Source organism: Haloferula sp. BvORR071 (assembly GCF_000739615.1).
Lineage (GTDB): Bacteria > Verrucomicrobiota > Verrucomicrobiia > Verrucomicrobiales > Akkermansiaceae > Haloferula.
Genome location: NZ_BATP01000023.1, coordinates 16,183 through 34,152 on the forward strand (window position 1 = coordinate 16,183; position 17,970 = coordinate 34,152).

The following is a 17,970-nucleotide window of genomic DNA, read 5'->3' on the forward strand; positions in this document are numbered from 1 at the left end:
GCCTAAAATCCACACATTTCCCCGGTTGCGGAAAGCTACTCCAAGCGACGGTTCCGCTCCGCATCGTGCCGACGCTGGAAGTCGGTCGGACTCACCTCGTAGAAGGTTTGGAACTCGCGGCTGAAGTCCTTGGTCGAGGGAAATCCCAGCTCCGCGGCGGCTTCCTTGATCGGCAGCCCCTCCAGCAGCAACTGGCGGGCCTGGACCATGCGCTCGCGGCGCAGCCAGTCCTTGGGACTGATACCCAGCGAGTCATTGAAAGTCCGGTGGAATTGGCGGTCGGAGAGGTTAAAGCGCGCGCAGAGCGGGCTGACCTTGAATCCCGTTTCCCGGGCGAGTGGGCCAAGGGCCATGGGTTCAGGTTCGCGGGGCCGGATGGCGACCACGCGGCCATTGCGATAGGCGATCTGGAGTTCAGGACGCTTCATATTCGGGTTCCAAGAGGAGGTTGGATAGGTTTCCCGGGGGGAGGGTCTCGATCATCCACGCGAGGGTTTATCCTTACGTGAAATTACTCAGGCTAGAGAAGCCCCAATGCAGAAGAAATGAGCAGATCATCGTCGAAGAGCCAGCGGGCGATATCCGAGCCCGGTGACGTTTCCGCCGCCGCGCCGCCGGGGCGGACTTGGATCGAGAGACTGTCCGAGCGCAGACGGGTCACGGAGGCATTCAAGTCGTAGATGCCCATCAAGGCCGCCAGCACCGGAACTGCGTCTTCGCCGCCCTTGCCACTGACGCCAAGGAGGCCGGCTAGAAGGCGTGGGAAAGGATCGCTAGCGGAACCCAAGGTGAAATTCTCCCCGTCCGGAGCGATATCGAGGACTTGGCCCTCAGGCAGGGACTTGGCGAAAGCGGCGACCCGGTCGGCCAGGGTCGAGCCGCTGAAGCCCGCCTTGAGCAAGCCTTCCAAAGTAGCGGCCAGCTTGAGCTCGACCTCGTGGACCTTGCGCCACGAATCGACCCCCGCATCCATGACTCCGGCCCGGCCATTGCCGGCAGCAGTGCCGAAAGCACCCAAGCGGATGAAGGAGCCGACGGCCTCTGCGGCGTGTCTGCCCGGCAGGGCGGCCACCACCGGAGCGAGGGCGAAAGCGGCGAGGCGAGCAGAGTAGATGACATTGGCCAGCGCCTGTAGCTTGGCACCCATCAAGGAATTGCGCTCGCGCTTCACTAGGAAGAACTCCATGGCACGGCGCAGAGTAACTTCGAGTTCACTGACTTCCCAAGGCTTGGTGATATAGCGATAGATGCCACCCTTGTTCACCGAGCCGATCGCCGCATCGAGGTCCGAGTAGGCGGTGGAGAGGATCTTCACCACATCCGGGTACTGATCGGAGATTTTCGCCAGGAAGCCGACACCGGTTTCATTCGGCATGCGCTGGTCGGTGATAATGATGCCGATCTCAGCGGCGTGGGCCCGGAATACCGACAGAGCTTCAACACCATCCGAGGCCTCAAGGATCCGGAAAGTCTCGCCGTAGAGGCGGCGGAAGTACTTACGCGTCTTCTCTTCGTCGTCCACGAAGAGGATGGCGTAGCGCTGGTAGTCATAGTTCAAGTCGCTCATGGCAGAGTATCGCTGGGGTCGGAGTCTTTGGAGTCTTCAGCATCCCAAACGGCATCGGGATCGGGCGGAGGGAAAAAGATGGTGAAACAAGTGAATTCCCCGGGGCGGGTGTCCACCTCAATATGCGCGCGGTGACGCCCCAGGATCTGGTGGGTGATGCTCAGGCCCAAGCCCATGCCCTTGCCCACGTCCTTCGAAGTGAAGAAGGGATCATAGATCTTGTGAATGATATCTTTTGGAATTCCGGCACCATTGTCCCACACCGTAACTTCCCAGCCGCCGGCGGCGGCGCGCAGGCCCACGTCAATCTTCCCCGGATCGCCTTCCTTTTCGGCTTGCCGCTGGTCGATGGCGTCGAAGGCATTCTGGAAGAGGTTTACGAAGACCTGCACCAGTTGGTTGGAGTTGCCGGTGATCGTCGCCTTGGCCGGCTTCTTGATATTGAAGGCCACTTTGTCCCCGAGCTGGTGACTGACGAGACGGCGCGAGCGCTCGATCACCTCGACCAGGTCGGCCTCGCCGCCCACGCGATTGTCATCGCGGGTGAACTGCCGCAGGTCGGCCACGATCTGAGCCACCCGTTCCACGCCTTCGCTGATGTCGCCCACGATTTCCTCGTAGTCGGCGTGTTCATCCTCGGGCAGGCCACGCTTGAAGGACTTCAGCGCGTGCAGGCCGGCGCGGGCGTAGTTGAGGGGATTGTTGATCTCGTGGATGATTCCAGCGCTCATCTGGCCGAGGCCGGAGAGCTTCTCGTTGCGCACTAGCAGGACCTCGTTCTCCTTGAGCTTTTCCATGGCTGCGGCGAGTTCGCGATTGAGCTCGCTGAGTTCGCTGCGGATCGCTGCCATGACGAGCTGGTTGCGCAGACGCAGGACCAACTCGGTGCTGGAGAAGGGCTTGGTAAGGAAATCGCTCGCGCCTGCATCCAAGGCCTGTAGCTTGGTCTGCTCGTCGGCCCGGGCGGTAAGCATGATGATCGGCATCTCGCGGGTGCCGTGATGGGAGCGGATCGCCTTGCAAACTTCCACGCCGTCCATTTCCGGCATCATGTGGTCCACCAGCGCGAGCACCGGCTGGTGCTGCTTAGCGAGCTCGAAGGCCTCCTTGCCGTCGCGAGCTTCAACCACGTCGACGTTCTCGAGCTGCATGACCAGATAGCGGCGCATGTCCGGCTCGTCGTCGGCCACCAGCACCAGCGGACGACTGGACGCCCCCCTGCGGCCAATGCCGCGGCTAACCACCACCGCTTCACCACCATCCGCCGGGCGAGCCACAGAGAGGGCGGCCTTGCGATGGAGTTCCTCAATGTGCTTGCCGGTTCCCAACTCTTGACTGTCCACGTCCGAGGCCGGTTCCGGCTCGGTGACCGCCAGCTCTGCGGGAATATCCACGATGAAGTTGGTCCCCTCTCCCACCTCGCTCTCGGCCGTGATCGTGCCGTGCATGGTTTCCACCAGGCTACTGACCAGAGCGAGACCGATGCCCGCGCCCTGGAACTTGCGTGTCGAAGATGAATCGACCTGCCAGAAGCGATCGAAGATCCGCTTCAAGCCGTCCGAGGTAATGCCAACGCCGGTGTCCTTCACGCTGAGCCGCAAGCGATCGTCCGCGATGGCCGCCACGACATCGATGCGCCCGCCCGAGGGGGTGAATTTAATCGCGTTGATCGTGAGGTTGAGCAGAACCTTCTCGATCTTGTCGCGATCAAGCATCCGCGCGTTCTCGCTGCCGGTGACATTCCAGTCGAGCGTCACGCCATCCTGATCGGCGAGATGGCGCATTGAGCTCATCAGGCCATCAAGCATGTCGCCAAGGCGGGTCGGCTGGAGCAGGAGGTCGGCATGGCCGGTGTCGAAGCGAACAAGGTCGAGAAGGTCATCGATGAGCTTGAGCAGACGCAGGCCGTTGTGCTCGGACATGGCGAGCATGTCGCGGACCTCTTTCTGGGGGCTGGCCTTGAATTTCCCGGCCAGGCGCTCGGTGAGGCCAATCATGACTGTGAGCGGGGTGCGGAGCTCGTGGCTGATATTGGCGAAAAAGCGGGTCTTCGCCTCGTCGAGTTCGCTCAACTGCTTGTTGGTCGCCTCCAGTTGGCCCCGGGCGTCCTCGACCTCCTTGCGCAAGACGAACTCGCGGAAGCGGAGGCGCTCATAGAAATAGCTTCCCGCACCGACGAAGACCGCGGTGACGAGGAGAAAGTAGGAGTTGTTGAAGAGCAGGCGGTGGTCCGGGTCCCAAGTCGAAAGCCGGACGCTGCTGAAATAGCAGACCAGACAGAGCAGGATCATCACCACCGAATCCTGGAATGCGCTGCGCAGCAAAAGCGAGAGGCCGAGCAGCACCAGATTGAGTCCGGCGTAGTATGGTGAATCCCCCCCCTTGGTCAGGGCGATCATCCAGCAGATGCTGACCGTGGGCAGCATGAAAAGACCATAGGTGGTCAGGCGCCGGGTCCACTCGCTGGAAACTTGGCCGAGCAGCCAATAGACCACGCAGAGCAGCAGCGTGACGATCGCCCGGATCAACAGGAAATGCCAGGACATCTCCACGAAGACCATCCAGTCAAGCGTCGTGCCCGCGAGCATGAAGAGCGCCGAGAGCGCGGCGGTACGGCGCGCATTATCCACAAACACGCCGTGTTCGTAGCGTTTGAAGGCGTGATTCAGCTCGGCCTCTTCAGTCGCCGTATAGGGAACTGTGGCGGCGTCAGCCATCGGCCAGTTCGATTTCCAGGAAGAGGTTCACCCCAGTTGCGTCGGCTTTCACTTCCACACGCTTGGTGGGAAGGTCGGCGGGGACGAGATCCAGCATATCCTCCTTGCTGCGGTAGATCAGGTTCCACTCCATCAGATATTCCATCCAGGCCTTGCGTGGATTGGTGTCTGCCACGTTGGTGACGATGACGATGCCGCCCGGATTGGCGATCGAGCAGAAAAACTCGACCAGGCGCTTGCCGACGCGCTGGGACAAGTAGTCGAACAAGCCGGCGCAATAGACCACGTCGTAACCCGCGAGTTCCGGGTCTCCACCGGGCTGGACAGCCGCCTTCAGGATCTGGTGGACGGAGCGCGGGATGAAGCGCAGGCGGGTGCTGCGGTTCTCCGCCATGCGCGCCTTGTCCAGGCGCTCGCGCGTGTATTCCAGGGTCTCCGGGTTGAAGTCGAGCAGGTCAAACTCCATCAGGTCGCTGGAATCGTGCTCCCGCAGGAAACGCAGGACTTCCTCCGCCGGTCCGCAACCCAGGTTGAAGGCGCGGGCCCGGCCCTTGCCGAAGCGCCGGCTCGATTCCCGGTCAAGGATGTCCACCAGATAATCGATACGATTGCGATGCGCGACTACCGGCTCGGTATTAAGAATCGCATAGTTGAGCATCTTCGCGAATGACGAGGCCCCTTCATAGGGATCACGCATCATCATATTGACCATTTCATAGTCACCCGCGTAGCCAAGTGGCTTCATGAAAGTGCGATACACAAAAGGCGCACAGAGCACGATCGGGTGCATCTCACGGCGGATATACGATTTGTGCGAGGGCACTTCATCCTCGGCAATCTGGTCTGCCACTTCCTCGAAATTTTCCATCGAGGGGATCATCTGCTCGAGGACCCGCTGCTGGACGCTGCTGAAGATCTCGCGCTCCAGGTCATCCCGCTTGCGGGTGGCGGCGGAACGGATGCCGACGTCGATGCCGCCCATCCAGTGCTGCACGCCGGTAAGGGCGCTCGCCATGTCAGCCACGGCGACCTTGAAGGGATCCTGCACATGGTTGGCAGCACGCCATTCCGACATGAAGGAGGTGAACTGGGCACCGAGATCCGCTTCCCCGGTTACACCGGAAAGGAAGTCCACCTCCTGCCAGCCATCCTCGAGGTTTGCCTCGCAGACCAGTACCAGGCCGGTATTGAGCAAATTGCTAACAACCGCCTTGCCGCGATAAATCAGACGCCGGTTCGCCAGGATGCGGAAGTCGGAAAGGACCTCCGAGAGCTGAAGAATACTGTAGGGATTGTAGACTTCGAAAACGACCGAGTAGCGGGTCAACCGGAGCAGGTTTGCCTGCACCTCCATTCCTTGGCTGTTACGGCATTTGATGACACTCTGCGACTGGTCGGGAAGAATCTCCATCAGGGAAAGTTTTACTGGGGGGCACAAGACTCGAAATCGGACACGCTCGCAAGCTCTAGTCTCAACCCTGCAATTCTTGCAGGGTCACAACTCGACCCCGAAGAAGTCCTTCATCACCTGTCGGTAAACATCGCGTTTGAACTCAGGGAGCCAATCGAGATCGAACTCCTCCGGCATGATCCAACGATAGGCTCCGAACTCCCGCGCGCGTTGGTTCACATTGACCTCCGGAGCCCCCTCCTTGAGCAGGCACTGATAGTAAGTTTGCTCCTGTCCGTGACAGCCGTGTTTGCGCATCTTCTTGGAGCGCACTTCCTCCGGATAGAGATAGCGGTAGCCGGTGCGGTAACCAAGCAATTCATAATGCCGGGGCAGCAGGCCGATCTCCTCTTGGACCTCGCGATACAGCGCTTGCTCCAAGGTCTCGCCATCGTCCACCCCGCCCTGCGGGAACTGCCATGCGCCGGGGATGGCCCAGCGCTCGCAGACGAGCAACTGCCCCTGCGCCCGCACCATCAACGCGGCAACATTCGGCCGGAAACGAACCACGGGCGAATATCTATGCAATTCCCGGCCGCGGCTCAATCCTTAACTTAGCCGAAATAATGCGCCGAAAACTCGCCAAGGGCATGAAGCGTATTCACACTCCTACCAAGATGAAAACGCCCGCTCTCACTTTCCTCCTCGCCCTGTTTCTGATCACCCTGCCGGCTGGTGCCCAAGGCCAGAACAACAACAATAAGAACAACAAGGAGGACGACGAGGAAGAGGTCCAGAAGGATCAGGACTCGAATGCCGAGGAAGCCCCGCTCTCCAAGCGCTTCTGGAGCGTCGTCCTGCCGGGCGGAGAATATACCGTCGGGCTGGACCGGATCTCCTCCGTCAGCATGCACGAGTACGTGCTGGATTCGCAGTTGGTGGTGACCGAGATGGTGATCGATACCAATGGCCGGGCCTTGGCGCGCTTTTACCACGTCCGCAGCATCCTTGAGAGCGTCGGCTCCGGCACCGCGGCCCGGGTCGCCGATCGGGTCAAGGACGTGGTGGACCGCGCCGGCCAGCGGGCAAACACGGACGTTCACAATTTGCCGCTAAAGAATTATCCGACGACCAGCCACGCTGGAATGATCGAATACCGCTTGATGAACCTGAACGACCTCAAAGCAGTCTTCAATAGTGCCCAAGGTGCGTGGGAATCCGGCCAAGGGAAGAAGATCACGGTAAAGTCGCCCAACACTCCGGCCGGAAAGTAAGCAGGACCCGGGCTCCGCTCGTTGGCTGGCGACAGATCGCCAGCCAACACCCTCACATATTCCCCATCTGCGAGATAATCCGGACCAGGGGCAGGAGGGTCGCCAAGACTGCCAGCGGGGCTAACAGGATCATCAGGAGCAGGCCGAGCCCGGCCATCCAAGCTGCAGCCTTGCCGCGAGCCCAGATGAAGCCAAGGGTGACAAGGAACAATACCGGTAGGGCAAGAAGCAGCGGGGAGCGGAACCCGACCAACAGACGGGAGATCACCGGCAGCTCGGCGGCTCCGAGTTCCGTGAACATCGCCTGGAATCCACTGAGGGAACTGAGCGCGAATTCCCCTGCAGTGAAGCAGGCGATGGCCATCGCAGAGGCTGCGATGCGCGCCAGTAGAAGCGCTTGATCCGCCTTGGCCAAAATCGCCGCCGGCACCGCCTGCTCGCTAGTCGGCTCGCTCACTCTTCCTTCTTCTCCTTTCCGCCACCGCCGAGGATGTCGAAGACGCCCTTGCCCACGTCCCCGGCCGCACCCGCCGCGCCTTCGATCATGGTCTTGCCCTGATCGATCACCTGTTTGCCTTGCTCGATGGCAGCCTTGCCCTGCTCAAGGACCACTCCGGCCTTGGCCAGATGACCTTGGAGGTCTTGGTCGATCACCTGCTTGGTGAACTTCATGACCTGTTCGCCGGTTTCCGGCAGGACCTCGAACATGCGCAGGCCGGCAGCCTCCACCAGACGGCCGCTGAGGTCTTCCTTGGGATCGTCCAAGGTACCGGTGATGTGCAGGTCGGTCCACAGCAGGCCGTTTGGTCCGCGGCGGAAGACCTCCGTTTCCGCACCCGGAATTTTTGTTAGAATACCGGGGACCAGACCCAAGCGGAAGCGCCCGTCGAGATTCTGCTGCTGGTCCATTTTCAGGCCACCTTCCAAACGAACCAAGCCCTCGCTGGAGAGCACCAGATTGCGCAGGGTCAGTTTGCCATCCTCCCACTCGTAGTCGGTCTTGCCCTGCTGCAGGGCGATCCGCCGGAAGCGGGTGGTATCCGCGTAGGCCGAAAGGGAATCGAGGACCGGCAGGGCGGTAATGACCCCATCGGTCAGCTCCAGCTCACCGCTGACCACGGGGCCGGAGTTCCTGCCCTGCACGGTGAAGTCCGAGGTGACCTTGCCGCTCAGGCGCTGTCTCCAGCTCTCCGGCAGGATCTCGGCGCAGGCGACGTCGCGCAGCTGGCCGTTGAAGGTGTAGCCCTCCCCCTTCACGGACATCTCGCCGTCCATGTCGAGCCGGCCGCTCTCATAGACCTGGAAGTCCGCGCTTGTTAGATAGGCGGTATTGCCTTGGTAGCGCAGCCGCGCCTTGCCGAGATTCAATCGCGGTGCCCACTTCCAGGGCAGTTTCACGCTGCCGTCGGTGCCCTCCGCGCGGTAGCTGCCCTTGGCGACGTCGGGCGTGACTTTCCAGGAGGTATTCGCGATGCCGACCGGCCCGGAGGCGGTGATGACCTTCACGGAGGAACTGCCGATCTCAAGCTGGTGCAGTTCCACCTCGTGAGGGATCAAGGCGTCATACCATTTCGACTCCTTCTTCTCCGGCGCGGGAGCTTCCGCCTGCAGTGGCGCGGGCTGATTCTTCATCCGGTCCGCGGCGGTGGCATCGATCTCGACCTCGATCCGCCGGGCTCGGGCATCGTCGACCCGCCATGCGCCCTTCCACCAGCCGCCGAGGCCGACGTCCACGCGGAGGTCGTCGGCATGGATATCCCGGATCAGGCCCTTGCCGGTGGCGGTGAAGGACTCAGTATCCATCCGGGTGCCGCCCCAGCGGAAGGGGCCGAATTCGCTGGAAACCTGCAGTGCCGCGTCCGCCTGGCCGGCGAGCATGCGGCGGAAAGCCTCGCTGTGCAGCCAGCCGCGCAGCCACAAGTAGCTGCCGCCCATGGCGACGACTCCGAGGGCGAGACCGGCGATCAGCACCCGGATCACCCAGCGCCCGCCGGCCTTTCCCGGCTTGGCCCCGCTGCCCGTGGCGTCTCGTCTCCTCTGTCTCCGGCTCATGCTGGCAAGCTGGCGGGTTTTCCCCGCCGCGGCAAGCCGCTTGCACCGCCCGCCCCCGTCGTTACAATGCCCCCATGCACGAGGAAATTGCCCTGGCCCGCGAGGTTGAAGCCATCCGCATCCCCAGCGGGGACAGCATCACCCTGCCGATCGGGACGCCGGTCTTCATTACCCAGCGCTTGGGCGGCACCTACACGGTGGCCACCTCCGCCGGTCTGGCCCGAATTTCCTCAAAGGATGCCGACGCCCTGGGCGTGGATCTCGAAAAGGAGAAGGAGAAGGTGGCCGAGGCGGAGCGCCTGAAGGACGCGCCGCTGGAAGAGCAGGTCTGGGCCCAGCTCAAGAGCGTGTATGACCCGGAAATCCCGGTGGATATCGTCAATCTGGGCCTGGTTTACGACTGCGGCATCGAGGAGCAGGACGGCAAGAAGACCGTGGCGATCAAGATGACCCTGACCGCCCCTGGCTGCGGCATGGGCCCGGTGATCGCTGCAGATGCGCAGGCCAAGATCATGACCATCGAGGGTATCGACGATGCCAAGGTGGAGCTGGTCTGGGACCCCGCTTGGAATCAGGACATGATCTCCGAGGAGGGGAAAATGAAGCTCGGGATGATCTGAGGCGGCCGATGCCCCTCTCCGGCGAACCCGGGAAGAGCTTGACGGCCCGGCCATCTGTTAGAGACTGTTGGTCAATGGCGAATGTCGGATTCCCGGATGACGAATGTCTTGTAGACTTGAGATGAGAGCCTCTGGCCGGAGACTCTTCTCAAGAACGCACTTCATTCGTCATTCTGGAATTCGGCATTCGTCACTTTGACTCCTGATCCAGACCGCGCAGGGATTCCTGGATCTCGCTGATCTCAAATTCATCCCCTTGCTCGCGCGCGAGGAGGAGTGCCGCTTCGTAAAGCTGGCGCCTTTCCTGGTCATCCTCCGAGTAATCAGCGCGGGTGGAGAGGGTCTGGGGGTGAATGCCGAATTCCACTTCCAGGCGATCGAGGATCTCGAACATCCGGGCCTTGTGGACCTCGATCATGACATCATCGTCCGCCGTTGCGGCATTGGCGATGTCGCAGGCTTTCTGGTGGACCTCCTCCCACGCGGCTTGGGTGATGGCCTTCATGTCAGGGTTGGGTAGGGCGGCTTCACAAGAAGCGAGTCAGTCCCTTCACGGTCGCGTCATCCAGGCGGCGGACTAGCGCCACGGCCAGCGAGACCATGTGCAGGTAGTCGTTCACATCGATCACCGAGTTGTGCGAGTGGATGTAGCGGGACGGGACGCCCAGCACGACCGAGGGCACGCCCTCACCGGCCAGATGGAATGAGCCGGCATCGGTGCCCCCGCTGCGACGCACGGTGACCTGGTGCGGGATGCCTTCTTCCCGGGCGGTGCGGATCGCGAGTTCCGCGAGGCGCGGGTTCATGATCGCGCTGGGATCGAAGAGGCGGATCTGCACGCCACCGCCGACGCGGCCCTGCGACTCCGCACGGGAGAAGCCGGGGGTGTCGTCGGCCGGCGGGCCTTCCAGGATGATGGCCACGTCCGGCTTGGAATGGATCGCGGCGGTGCGTGCGCCGCGCAGGCCGACTTCCTCCTGCACGGTGCCAGCGAGGATGATTTTGTTAGGCCGGGCGCCGCCGGAGAGAATCTTGCCGGCCTGGATGGTGCCGGCCATGCCCACGCGGTTATCGAAGGCCTTCGCCATGAACCAGTCTTCCCGCTGCAGCGGGGTGAATGGCGACCACGGAGCGATCGGATCGCCCAAGGAAATCCCGAACTCCTGCTCCACCTCCTGGCGCGAGCTCGCACCGACATCGATGTGCATCTGATCGATGGACATCAATTGGCGGCGCTGGGCCTCCGGCAGAAAGTGCGGCGGCCGCGAGCCCACTACGCCGATCACCTTTTCCCCGGAGCGGGTGCGGATTTCGACGCGCTGCGCGATGATGGTGTGCTCCCACCAACCGCCGACCGAGAGGAACTGGATGAAGCCATCCGGGGTGATGTTTTGCACCAGGAAGCCGATCTCATCCATGTGGCCGGCGACGATGACGCGGGGACCCTCGCCGTCCAGATTGCAGAACACGGAGCCCGAGCGATCCGCCGACAGCTCACCGCAGTCTTCCAGTTCGTTCACGAAGATCGCGCGGACTTCATCCTCATGGCCTGGCACCGAGTGGGCTTCCGTCAGTTCCTGCAGCAGGGAGATCGCTTTGTCCTTCACGCTCGTGACGCTACCGACACGCGGCGGGCGGGTGCAAGCGGATGTCGCGAAACGGCTGCGTCGCTCCCGCGGGGGAACACTCTTTCGGGAACCCCATGGCGCGCCATGGGAGAGCCCGCCCAGCCGGAACGGCGCAGCCGCTCCGCTACCGCTTCGCCTCAACTTGCACTCATGACCATTCCATGACAAACCGGAGGAAGGAAGCTGCCACTGTCCTGCCATCATGACTCCTTATCCGATCCGACGTTCCGGCCTGCTTCTCCTGGCGCTGATGACACCGCTCGCGCCGCTGCGGGCGGAAGACCCGGGCCAGAGCTCCCCGCGCGAGATCCTGCGCGACGCGCTTTATGCCGAGGAGGTGACCCGAGATGCGAGCAAGGCCGCGGAGAACTATGCGAAGGTGCTGGAACTCTACAAAGCACAGCAGCCCTTCGCGGCCACGGCGCTGTTCCGCCTGGCGGAGGTGCGGCGCAAGCAGGGCAACAAGGAGGAAGCGGTGAAACTCTATCAGGAACTGCTGCGGGAATTCCCCGCCGCGGAGGTCGAGGGCAAGCTGGCGCGGGAGAACCTCGCCGCGCTCGGTGCGGGGGAGGTGCCTGCTCCTGCCGCAGTGACCGTGGTGGTGGACGAGGAGGCGCAGGAACTCCGCCGCATCCAGGAGATGGTCAAGAGTTCACCGGACCGCGCCAAAAGCCCTCAGCTCGCCGAATCGGCTGTCGAGAACGGGCAGGCGCGAGTGTTGGAGTATCTGCTCGAGTCCGGCTTGGAAGAGAAGCCGGCGCGCTTGCTGCCGAAGGCGGCACAGTCCGGCCATGTGAAGATCGTACAGATGCTGGCCAGCCGGGCCAAGGATGCGCCGGAAGCCGGACAAGCGCTCTGGCTGGCGATCGCAAGCGGTTACAAGCAGGTGGCCATCGCTCTCCTTGATGCCGGGGTCAGCCCGAACTACTTGACATCCGCTGCCGCGCTGACTGTGCCGCCAGCCTGGCAATTCTATTCCTCCGGGAGCAAGGTTTCGCCCCTCCACCTGGCGATTCGCCGCGACTTGGACTGGGTGCGCTTACTTCTCGATCATGGGGCGGATCCGAATGCGATGGCGGAAATGGGGAGCACCGACCAGGGCACCCCGGAGCCCGGCAAGCCCATTGGCACGCCGCTGCACGAGGCAACACGGCAGGGAGCCGCCGATGCGGTGAAGCTGCTGCTCGCCAAAGGAGCAGACCCGAACCGGGCCGTTCCGGGTACCGGCATCACACCGCTGCACGAGGCTGCCGAGGCCGATAAACCCGAGATCCTCGACGCCTTGCTCCAGGCCGGTGGCAAGCTGGAGGCCAAGACCGCTGTCGTGGAGCCCGCGGCGGGCGAATCCTCGCCCAAAGGTGGCAAGACGCCCTTGATGACCGCCGCGGGGAGCGCGTCCCTCGGCGCGGTCGAGTTCCTGCTGAAGAAAGGTGCCGACCCGAATGCCAGATCGGCCGCCGGGACCCCGGTCCTCAGTTTCGCTGTCCGCTCCGGCAGGGAGAAGCAGCTTGAGGTCGTCCGCCTGCTGCTCGATCACAAGGCGGATCCCAAGGTCCGTTTCGGCACCTTGAAGTTGGCTCGCGATGCCGGCCATGGCGACCCCTTCTTCACCGGCACCGAAAGCGAGACGGTGACCGAATATTCTCTCCTCTATTCAGCCGCAACGACGACTTACGGGGATCCCCTGCCAACCATGTCCCTGCTACTGGAAGCCGGCTGCAGCGCCGGGCCCGAACTCTCATATACGATCGCCATGGTCGCCACCAAGGATACGGAGGGCAAGGTGGTCAAGGCACTCGCCGCCCTGCACCACGGCCCGGTCAATATGGAAGAGCTGCCGCCCATGAGCGAGTGGAAGGAGGCCGCCAGGACCGCCTATCTTGAGGCGATCGTCTATCCGACTCTCGCGGCGCGGCCGGGTGCCAGCTTCGTGAACATGGAAGGCAAGCTGAGGCCGGTGGAGCTCAGTCCGCTGAAGACGAATTCCGATATCCCGGGTCCTAGCGGGCCGGCCAAGCTGCTGCTCTCCAACCCGAGTTATTTGCAAAGCACCCCCAACTATTCTTCGCCGATCGCAGGGTTCACCTTGACCCTGGTTCGCAAGGCCGCGGATGGTGCTTGGTCCAGGACCGTCTTGAATCCCGCGGATGATGCCCCCTTCCCCGAGCTGCTTGCCGGCGACATCGTCGAGCTCGCGTCCCAACACAGGGATTGGGCGCCCGGCGAACCCAGGGACTCCAGCCAAGCGCGACAAATGTATGAGCGCTTGAGCTGGGACCTGCGCAAGAAGGTCAAGTTCCCGGTCAGCATCGAAATCGACGGTGAGGCGCGCGAACTCACGCTGCGCGGCGACCTGCTGGTCTATGACCCGCGCCGCCCGAATGAAGTGCCATGGACAGGAGCTGCCGGCATGGTGGGCATCCTCAAGGACTTCTCGCGAGGCGATGCCGAGATCAGTGTGCAGCGCAAGGGCTGGCCGGACGTGCAGGTGCCGGAGCATCCGCAGGGCAGCAAAGCGGACTTCCTCCTGGAAGCGGGCGACAAGGTTGTTGTGCACTGGAAGCCCTATCGGGACCAAGGAATTGAAGCCCGGAGGAAGGAACTGCGGGTCCAAGCCGAAGGTTTTTTTGCGGGCAGCTACTACTCCAAGGAGGATCCATTCGAGGAACGGAGCGCGGAAGGAACCCTGCCCACCCTGATCCAGGCCTTGGCCGATCTCGACGGGCGCTGGGCCAGCAATTTCGGCGAAGCTCCCCGCGACAATGAGATCCAGCCCGCGTGGCTTCAGAAGAAGACGCCCTATCCGGTGGTGCTTCTCCCCTACCCTGACTTCTCCCGGATCAAGATCCGCCGCTTGGAGGAGAACGGTCAGGAACGGGTGATCGCCGTGAACCTCGATCCTCTGGTTGCGGCCGCGGCCCAAGGCTCGCTGACCGTGGAGCAGGCGCGCGGTGCGGACCAGGCCTTGCAGGGCGGCGACATCGTCGAGATCCCGACCCGCCCGGATAAGCTGAACGAAGCATGGAAGGGCTGGTCCGAAGCCGAAGCCACTTTCTTCGCGAAGGCCTTGGATTGCCGGATCCAATTCACGGAATCGGACGGTGTGATCGCCCTGCGCGAAATCCACTACCGGGCGCCGCGCTACCTGAACTGGGGCGGCAGTTGGTTTCCCGCAGCCCCGGTCGCCGGAACCCCTTCCTTCGCCGTTACTCCCGCCTTGCTCGGGAACAACAGCCAGATCGAACTGACCCGCAGCGGCAAGGTCAGCAAGCCGGTGGACGCCACGAAGGTCTACCTGCGCGATGGCGACGCGGTGAAGAACCTGTGGCAACCGCTACCGAGGCAGCAACCGAACCCAGCCAACACGCCGACAGCTCCAGCAGTCCGGCCGGCCCGGCCACGGGGAGGATCCCGGTGATGAAAGGCCATCTTCATACCAGCTCATGACCATTCCATGACAATCCGCGACGAGGAATCCGCCAACTTCCCCTCATCATGACTCTTACTCCTCCACTGATTCAGCGCCGGACCGGTTTGCTGCTGCTTGCGCTCTGGATGCCGCTCGCGCCGCTGCGCGCGGACGAGCAGGCCCCCGCGGCACCACGCGAGCTGCTGCGCGATGCGCTCTATGCCGAGGAAGTGACCCGCGATGCGACCAAGGCCGCAGCGCACTACGAGAAGGTGCTTGAGCTCTATGAGGCGCAACAACCCTTCGCCGCCACCGCGCTCTTCCGTCTGGCGGAGGTGCGGCGCAAGCAGGGCAACAAGGAGGAGGCGGCGAAGCTCTACCAGCGCCTGATCCGCGAGTTTCCCGCTGCCGAAGTCGAGGGCAAGCTGGCTCGGGAGAACCTCGCGGCGATGGGCAATCCCGCTGCTACCGTTCCGGACGCAGACTCCCCCGCCAGTGATGATGAGGAGTCCAAAGAGCTCCGGCGCCTTCAGGAACTTGCCCGCTCCAGTCCGGATCTCGCCCGCGATCCCAAGCTGCTCACCACTGCCGCGTCGAAGGGCCAGACCCGCGTCATCGCCTTCCTCATCGATTCGGGCCTCGATCCGCGCGAGCAGCCGGCCTTGGAGTACGCCGCGCGCAGCGGCAATCTCAAAGCCGTCGAGCTTCTGATCGCGAAGGGCTGCGATCCCGCCAAGTCCCCGCACGACCAGGCCCTCGTCGAGGCCGTAAAGATGAAGTTCCGCTCGATCGTGGAAGTCCTTCTCAAGTCCGGCGCCGACGCCAACAGAACCCGCAAGTTCACCGACCGCGAGACCGGCCGCGAGAGCTCGACCATGAGCCCGCTCCACTACGCCGCCGCACGCAATGATGAGGCGATGTGCCGCTTGCTCATCGAGCACGGCGCGGACCTGAACTTCATGCCCGAGCTCTGCTACCGCGACGCTGGCGGTTCACGCAGCGGCGATGAAAAACCCGTCGGCACCCCGCTCCATCAGGCGCTCGCCTCCGAGTACGCCGCCACCACCAACCTGCCGGCCATGCTTATCAAAGCCGGCGCCAAGCCCGGACTGCCCGCCGCCGTCACCGGCATCACCCCACTCCACCTCGCGGCCGCGGGTAGCAATCTTCCCATGCTGCGCCTCCTGCTTGAGGCGGGGGTCCCGGTCAATGCCCAGGTCAATCCGCTCCCACCGGTGTCCAATGGTCAGGGCCAGAATCGCCCCACTTCCCTCTATTCCGGCGGGCTCACCGCACTCGACCTCGCAGTGGAGCACGGCTCGCGCGAAGCTATCGACCTGCTCCTCGACAAGGGTGCCGATCCAAACCTCGCCACCGACTACGGCGTCAACGCCCTTGGCTACGCACTCAGCAAAAGCCGCGACCTGATCTCCCTGCTCCTCCAGCGTGGTGCCAAGCCTGACTCGCCCCAGCTGCTCATCGAATCGCTCGGCGGCGACCTGGAGATCGTGAAGCAATTCCTCGATGCCGGCGCTGACCCGAACAAGATCTCCACACGCTACGGGAAGAATGCGATCCAGTGGGCCATCGACCAGGGGAACTCCTCTGCAGAAGTTGTCCAGCTCTTGCTCGACCATGGAGCCGAGGTGGACAAGGGCTTGCTGTCAGCGGTTCGCAACTCGTCGCCGGAAGTCCGCCGCCTCCTCTGGGAGCGCTTCATCTTACCCGACCTGCTCGAGCGCCCGGCCATTACCCTCACCAACCGGGAGAACTCTGGCAGCACCTGGACCCCGGCCAAGCGCGAGGGCGAGGGCGACCCGCCCCAGCTCGAAGCCCTGCTCCTGGACACGCCCTCCCTGCCCTACTACTACATCGGCAATAGCTCCATCGCCTACCTCCCGGAAGTGATCACCATCCACCGCCGGGAAAAGGATGGCAGCATCAAGAAGCTCCCGGCTCGCATCGACGGCTCGGCTCCCATGCCCAAGCTTGAATGGGGCGACGTGGTCGATCTGGCCCTCGATCCCAGCATCAAGAACTACCGTGCCATCGAGCCGCGCATGACCTCCGACAAAGCGGAGATGTCTCCGGAAACTTATTGGAAGCTCCACCAGCATCTGGTGGTGCCGATCAGCCTGCATCTCGATCCCACCGGTCCGGCGCGTCCCTTCACGCTGCGCGGTGATCGCCTGGTCTATCATCCGGGCGAAGCGGTCGCGCCCATCGCGCCCGTCGGTGTGCTATCCAAGCTGATTTGGAGCCGGGTCCAGCCGCTCGCGCTGTCGATCCGCCGTGCCGGGTGGCCGGAGATCCGCATCGAGAAGGGCAGCGCCCAGGCGGATACCTTTCTATTCCAAGCGGGGGATGAGGTCACTCCCGTGTATCCGGGAGGCGGCTTGGCGGAGCTCGAGAACAAGGCCCGAGATGGAGTCGCCACTCTAACTGTGCCTGGCACCACCTTCGCTAAAACTTGGCCCGCCAACCACCCGCCCACCGCGCCCAGCCTGATGGAGGTCATCGCCGATCTCTACGCCTCATGGCCCGGGTCCGTCCTTGGGAAGCTGCCCGAGGAAAGTTCCGCCGCCCGCTGGGGCATCATCGCAGCCAGACAGCAAGGCGAGCGCGTGACCGTTCCACTGTGGTATAACGGGAATAGCGGTGACACCCTCGCCATACCCGCGATCCCCGAGCACCCGGACTTCTCGAAGATCCGCATCCACCGCCGCGCCGCGGATGGCAAGGAGAGCATTCTGGAGATTGATCTCACCAAGGCCTTTGCCGCCACCACTGCGGCCACCACCCGCGAGGAAGCCGCCCGCCATGACGTGATGCTCCAGGCAGGCGATCTGATTGAATTGCCGCTGCTCCAAGGCGGAGCTCCGTGGAAGGGCTTCAACGAGGCTCAAGCCCTCTTCATCGGCAAGTTGCTCAACGGCGTCTTCCAATACACCGACGGCAACGGCACCCTGCGCCGCAAGACGCTCCTCTGGCAACCGGTGCAGTGGTTTGATTCCGCTGGCGGTTCCGTGCCCATGCCACCCGAGCAGGGAGTCTCCTCCACCCTCGCCCGCCATCAGGACTTCCTCGGCGGCGACTCCAACCCCGAAGTCAGCCGCGGCAGCAGCAGTGAGCTCTATCACCTGAGTGCGGACTTCTTCATCCGCGATGGTGACCGCATGGTGACCGGGAACATCACCGAAGCACCCCAGCCGAATCTCCAACAACAGCTCCCGAATGCGCCCCAAGTCCCACAGCCCAGGCCTCCACGCCCGCGCGTCCGCCAATGATTTTGATCGATCGCCCCTTTGATCCG

At 63.1% G+C, this 17,970-nt stretch carries 13 protein-coding genes; 4 read left to right on the plus strand and 9 right to left on the minus strand.

Features of this window, described 5'->3' with window-relative positions:
• Positions 1-35: 35 nt before the first annotated feature.
• From BV071_RS11910 to BV071_RS11930, 5 genes are all read right to left on the minus strand, one after another.
• Positions 36-428 (minus strand): helix-turn-helix domain-containing protein, encoded by a 393-nt coding sequence (locus BV071_RS11910; RefSeq protein ID WP_035607006.1) that lies wholly within the window; start codon positions 426-428, stop codon positions 36-38.
• A gap of 92 nt (positions 429-520) precedes the next feature.
• A complete protein-coding gene (locus BV071_RS32855; protein ID WP_052573223.1) occupies positions 521-1,567 on the minus strand; it encodes a response regulator in 1,047 nt (348 codons plus the stop codon).
• On the minus strand, positions 1,564-4,284 hold the full coding sequence (locus BV071_RS11920) for an ATP-binding protein (protein WP_035607009.1): 2,721 nt from the start codon (positions 4,282-4,284) through the stop codon (positions 1,564-1,566). Before BV071_RS11920 ends, BV071_RS32855 begins: the two co-directional genes overlap by 4 nt.
• On the minus strand, positions 4,277-5,695 hold the full coding sequence (locus BV071_RS11925) for a class I SAM-dependent methyltransferase (protein ID WP_035607012.1): 1,419 nt from the start codon (positions 5,693-5,695) through the stop codon (positions 4,277-4,279). Before BV071_RS11925 ends, BV071_RS11920 begins: the two co-directional genes overlap by 8 nt.
• An 84-nt stretch (positions 5,696-5,779) precedes the next feature.
• Positions 5,780-6,244 (minus strand): NUDIX domain-containing protein, encoded by a 465-nt coding sequence (locus tag BV071_RS11930; protein ID WP_035607015.1) that lies wholly within the window; start codon positions 6,242-6,244, stop codon positions 5,780-5,782.
• A 107-nt stretch (positions 6,245-6,351) separates the two neighbouring features.
• Between BV071_RS11930 and BV071_RS11935 the strand changes: the two genes are divergently transcribed.
• On the plus strand, positions 6,352-6,948 hold the full coding sequence (locus BV071_RS11935) for a hypothetical protein (RefSeq protein ID WP_265594356.1): 597 nt from the start codon (positions 6,352-6,354) through the stop codon (positions 6,946-6,948).
• Positions 6,949-7,000: 52 nt separating this feature from the next.
• On the opposite strand, the gene BV071_RS11940 is transcribed toward BV071_RS11935, so the two are convergent.
• On the minus strand, positions 7,001-7,405 hold the full coding sequence (locus tag BV071_RS11940) for a hypothetical protein (protein WP_035607018.1): 405 nt from the start codon (positions 7,403-7,405) through the stop codon (positions 7,001-7,003).
• Positions 7,402-9,000, minus strand: coding sequence for an AsmA-like C-terminal region-containing protein (locus tag BV071_RS11945; RefSeq protein WP_081885947.1), 1,599 nt, complete (start codon positions 8,998-9,000; stop codon positions 7,402-7,404). The genes BV071_RS11940 and BV071_RS11945 overlap by 4 nt, the downstream gene beginning before the upstream one ends.
• A 74-nt stretch (positions 9,001-9,074) precedes the next feature.
• On the opposite strand from BV071_RS11945, the gene sufT reads away from it, so the two are divergent.
• Positions 9,075-9,620 (plus strand): putative Fe-S cluster assembly protein SufT, encoded by a 546-nt coding sequence (gene sufT / locus BV071_RS11950; protein WP_035607023.1) that lies wholly within the window; start codon positions 9,075-9,077, stop codon positions 9,618-9,620.
• Positions 9,621-9,810: 190 nt separating this feature from the next.
• Here the strand turns inward: sufT and BV071_RS11955 are convergent, their stop codons facing one another.
• Together BV071_RS11955 and BV071_RS11960 are read right to left on the minus strand one after the other, a co-directional pair.
• Positions 9,811-10,125, minus strand: a complete 315-nt coding sequence (locus tag BV071_RS11955; RefSeq protein WP_035607026.1) for a hypothetical protein — start codon at positions 10,123-10,125, stop codon at positions 9,811-9,813.
• A 22-nt stretch (positions 10,126-10,147) separates the two neighbouring features.
• On the minus strand, positions 10,148-11,227 hold the full coding sequence (locus tag BV071_RS11960; protein ID WP_035607029.1) for a M42 family metallopeptidase: 1,080 nt from the start codon (positions 11,225-11,227) through the stop codon (positions 10,148-10,150).
• A 223-nt stretch (positions 11,228-11,450) separates the two neighbouring features.
• On the opposite strand from BV071_RS11960, the gene BV071_RS11965 reads away from it, so the two are divergent.
• Together BV071_RS11965 and BV071_RS11970 are read left to right on the plus strand one after the other, a co-directional pair.
• Entirely contained in the window at positions 11,451-14,666 is a 3,216-nt protein-coding gene (locus tag BV071_RS11965) for an ankyrin repeat domain-containing protein (protein WP_035607032.1), read from the plus strand.
• Between the two features lie 77 nt (positions 14,667-14,743).
• Positions 14,744-17,944, plus strand: a complete 3,201-nt coding sequence (locus BV071_RS11970; protein WP_035607035.1) for an ankyrin repeat domain-containing protein — start codon at positions 14,744-14,746, stop codon at positions 17,942-17,944.
• Positions 17,945-17,970 lie beyond the last annotated feature (26 nt).

Coding starts and splice junctions, on each gene's coding strand:
- BV071_RS11910 (WP_035607006.1), bottom strand. CDS start 428: ATGAAGCGTCCTGAACTCCAGATCGCCTATCGCAATGGCCGCGTGGTC.
- BV071_RS32855 (WP_052573223.1), bottom strand. CDS start 1,567: ATGAGCGACTTGAACTATGACTACCAGCGCTACGCCATCCTCTTCGTG.
- BV071_RS11920 (WP_035607009.1), bottom strand. CDS start 4,284: ATGGCTGACGCCGCCACAGTTCCCTATACGGCGACTGAAGAGGCCGAG.
- BV071_RS11925 (WP_035607012.1), bottom strand. CDS start 5,695: ATGGAGATTCTTCCCGACCAGTCGCAGAGTGTCATCAAATGCCGTAAC.
- BV071_RS11935 (WP_265594356.1), top strand. CDS start 6,352: ATGAAAACGCCCGCTCTCACTTTCCTCCTCGCCCTGTTTCTGATCACC.
- BV071_RS11945 (WP_081885947.1), bottom strand. CDS start 9,000: ATGAGCCGGAGACAGAGGAGACGAGACGCCACGGGCAGCGGGGCCAAG.
- sufT (WP_035607023.1), top strand. CDS start 9,075: ATGCACGAGGAAATTGCCCTGGCCCGCGAGGTTGAAGCCATCCGCATC.
- BV071_RS11955 (WP_035607026.1), bottom strand. CDS start 10,125: ATGAAGGCCATCACCCAAGCCGCGTGGGAGGAGGTCCACCAGAAAGCC.
- BV071_RS11965 (WP_035607032.1), top strand. CDS start 11,451: ATGACTCCTTATCCGATCCGACGTTCCGGCCTGCTTCTCCTGGCGCTG.
- BV071_RS11970 (WP_035607035.1), top strand. CDS start 14,744: ATGACTCTTACTCCTCCACTGATTCAGCGCCGGACCGGTTTGCTGCTG.